4 protein-coding genes are annotated in these 3,114 nt (G+C 44.6%); all 4 read left to right on the top strand.

The features are described 5' to 3' along the window. A partial coding sequence (locus AC2VE5_RS25060) for a glycosyltransferase family 4 protein (RefSeq protein ID WP_486890314.1) occupies positions 1-949 on the top strand: 949 nt, incomplete at its 5' end. A gap of 8 nt (positions 950-957) precedes the next feature. Next, positions 958-1,797 carry a class I SAM-dependent methyltransferase gene (locus tag AC2VE5_RS25055; RefSeq protein ID WP_486890313.1) on the top strand — a complete coding sequence of 280 codons (840 nt, stop codon included), beginning with the start codon at positions 958-960 and terminating at the stop codon, positions 1,795-1,797. An 83-nt stretch (positions 1,798-1,880) separates the two neighbouring features. Next, the gene (locus tag AC2VE5_RS25050; protein WP_486890312.1) at positions 1,881-2,366 is read left to right on the top strand and encodes a helix-turn-helix domain-containing protein; all 486 of its coding nucleotides are present in this window, start codon (positions 1,881-1,883) and stop codon (positions 2,364-2,366) included. Then, positions 2,336-2,968, top strand: coding sequence for a transposase (locus tag AC2VE5_RS25045; RefSeq protein ID WP_486890315.1), 633 nt, complete (start codon positions 2,336-2,338; stop codon positions 2,966-2,968). The genes AC2VE5_RS25050 and AC2VE5_RS25045 overlap by 31 nt, the downstream gene beginning before the upstream one ends. Positions 2,969-3,114 lie beyond the last annotated feature (146 nt).

Raw genomic sequence — 3,114 nt, 5'->3', positions numbered from 1 at the left:
ATACTTACTCAGTGGACCTTTACTTAACAAAATCGGACGCTTTTATGCAAGACGAGTTGCGAGGAGAGGAGGCCGAGTATTAACTAATGGCGGTAATTGCTGGTGGGGAGACATTAATTGGGTACACCATGTCCATGCAGCAGATGAGCTATATCTCTCTTCTGGTTTCTTACAAAGAATGAAAAGACACATAGATTACCAACAAGCACTTTATAATGAACGTCACATTATTCCAAAAGCAAAGCTAGTTTTAACAAGCTGTGAACGAACTAAGAGAGATATTATAAAATATCTCAATATCCCAGAGCATAAAGTTCAAGTTATATATTATGGCAGTGATTCAGGATTATTTGTTCCAGCCACTACAAAGAAGCGTTATAGAACTAGAAAATCTCTAGACTTGCCTATAGAGCGACCGCTGGCGATTTTCATCGGAGCGTTAGGAAATCGGCGTAAGGGGTTTGATACCCTTTTTCAGGCTTGGAGTTTGCTATGTAAAGACAAAAAATGGGATGTCAAGCTAGTTGTAGTTGGAAGAGGTTCAGAGTTATCACTGTGGAAAAAAAAGACTACTGCCTTGGGCATTGGTAATCATATCCAATTTCTTGGCTTCGTTCCAGATTTGCCGAATACCTTAGCAGCTTGCGATCTCTTTGTTTTACCTTCTCGCTATGAGGGTTACTCTCTGGCAACTCAGGAAGCTCTTTGCTGTGGATTACCAGCGATTGTGAGTGCTACGGCTGGAGTTGCTGAACGTTATCCTCCAGAGCTAGAAGATTTACTTTTACCTAATCCTGAAGATGTTGACGACTTAGTAGGTCGATTACGCTGCTGGCGAGATCAACTTGAACAGTATAGACAGAAAGTAAGATCTTTTTCAGAAGGCTTGCGAAGTTATACCTGGGACGATATGGCAAAAAGCATTGTAGGAAGAATAAAGGAGGCGTAAGCTAATTCATGAAAAACCTAAGTACTGGGCTTCGAAAAACTTTTTTAAAAGTTTGCAGTGAAGGCTACTCTGTATTAGGTCTTACTCCTGCTGTTAACTCAGATAATTATAATCCCTGGCAATACAGTTCTGGTTATCCACCAAGCTACTTTGCCCAAGGGAGATATCGCTTTTTAAAGACATTGCAATTTGCTCAAGATTTAAATCCCAGAAATATTTTAGAGGTTGCCGCTGGAGGAGGTTTCAATGCAGCCTGCTTGTGGAAACCTTCTAGAAGAGTGGTTATTAATGATTTAAGATTAGAAGAAGATGAGGTTCAAATCTGGAGCACCGGTAAATTTTTAGAAATGGAATCCGGCAACTTGTTTGATCTTAAGCCAGAGTCGCTAGGTTGTTTTGACTTAGTGATAGCCTGTGAAGTGATTGAGCATGTAGCTCATGGCGATCAGTTGATTAATCACTTAAATAACTTCCTGGCTCCAGGAGGAACCCTACTGCTGACTACACCTAATGGCTCTTACTTCCGTTCTAAACTCCCCACTTACTCACAAATCACTGATTTTAATGTATTGGAAAAAGAGCAATTTAAGCCTGATTCGGATGGTCATTTGTATTTATATTCACCCCAAGAGATTTATGATTTAATGAAGTCAATAGGCTTTAGCAGTATCTCTATTGATTTATCAATCACACCCTGGCTATCAGGCCATATGGGACTGCGATTTTTGCCTGCCTCAGAACTCTTAAGTCCGATGTACTATCTGCTTGAAAACCTAACAAAAAATTTAGGCATGAAAATAAGATCTAAATTTTGTACACAAATGATTATTTTGGCAACAATGAATTGAATTAAGAAAATAAGTAGGTAGCCAAAAGTAATCGCAGCTAAACAGAAGTAGACTAGAAGCGTAGCCTTTTTGTGACATAGACGATGACCCGCACGCTTCTAAAAGTCAACCTCACTCAGGGGGAGGATGAGCAACTATTCGAGCTGAGGGACGATGCCAGCGTCCCGAAACGAACCAAACTGCGAGCCGAAATGCTGCGGCTTAATCATCGCGGTTGGCAAACCAAAGAGATAGCCGAGTACTTAGATTGTCGGGTTGAGACCGTTCGTCGCGCGATCTATCGTTGGCAAGCAGGCAGCTTAGAAAACCTATGGGATGCCCCCCGAGAAGGCAGACCCAGAAGCTGGGACGAGTCAGATATGGGCTATATAGAGCAGCAGTTAGATGAGCCTGGAACGTTTAACTCTCGTCAGGTCGTTGAGCTGTTGAACTCAGCGCGTGATGTCCAGTTGAGCCGTCGGCATGTAAGTCGCCTGCTCAAAAAAAGGGGTACCGTTGGAAGCGCACAAGACACAGCCACCAGCAAAAACAAGACCCTATCGAGCGTGCTGCCAAGCAACAGGAGCTAGCGGCGCTGCAAACCGCATCAGAGCAAAGCTACATTCGCTTACTCTATCTGGACGAAACCGGCTTTGAGAGCTGGTCTGCGGTGAGCTATAGCTGGTCACACATCGGTGAACAAAAGCGACAAGAGCAAACCCACTGCCGCTGCCGGGTCAGTTTGCTAGGGTTATGGGAGCCTGAGTGCGCATTGACGTATGGTCTAAGCTTCGGCAGCGTCACCTCTGAAACCTACCTGCATCTAATGCGTTGGCAAGCACAGCGGGCAGAGTCGTTGTTCAAACGCACAGGTATCCTCACCGTGGTTGTTCAAGACAATGCTACGATTCATACCAGTCGAGCGGTGCAGGCCGAGGTCGCTCAGTGGCGACGTCAGGGGTTAGTCCTTTTTCAACTGCCAAAGTACTGCTCACAGATGAACCTGATTGAAGGCGAATGGCATCAGATGAAAGCCCACCACATCCGGGGGCAAATGTTTGAAGACCCCTACGAGCTAGCGGTCGGTGTGATGGCTAGCGTACGCGCCAGAGGCGAGTCGGCAGACTACAAGGTCAGCCGTTTCAACTTTAACACCCATCGCACGATTCGTTCGCCATTGCTAACAACTTAGATAACTGCGTTTATATATGGCTGCCTACTTATCGGTTTCTAAAGCAATGACAGTACAACCAATTTTAACTAGTGCCTCTGGTATCAATTCCTTAAGTCTCTGCTCTAATCTACCAGCTATAACTTTCCGCCGTCTGCGAACAGTCC

The organism is Aliterella sp. E5.1 (assembly GCF_057473825.1).
Note: the sequence above shows the minus strand (reverse complement) of the source record. Positions and strands in the feature narration are given on the sequence as shown.

What these genes read in the sequence shown, in the direction of transcription:
- AC2VE5_RS25050 (WP_486890312.1), top strand. Translation starts at nt 1,881, where the DNA reads ATGACCCGCACGCTTCTAAAAGTCAACCTCACTCAGGGGGAGGATGAG.
- AC2VE5_RS25055 (WP_486890313.1), top strand. Translation starts at nt 958, where the DNA reads ATGAAAAACCTAAGTACTGGGCTTCGAAAAACTTTTTTAAAAGTTTGC.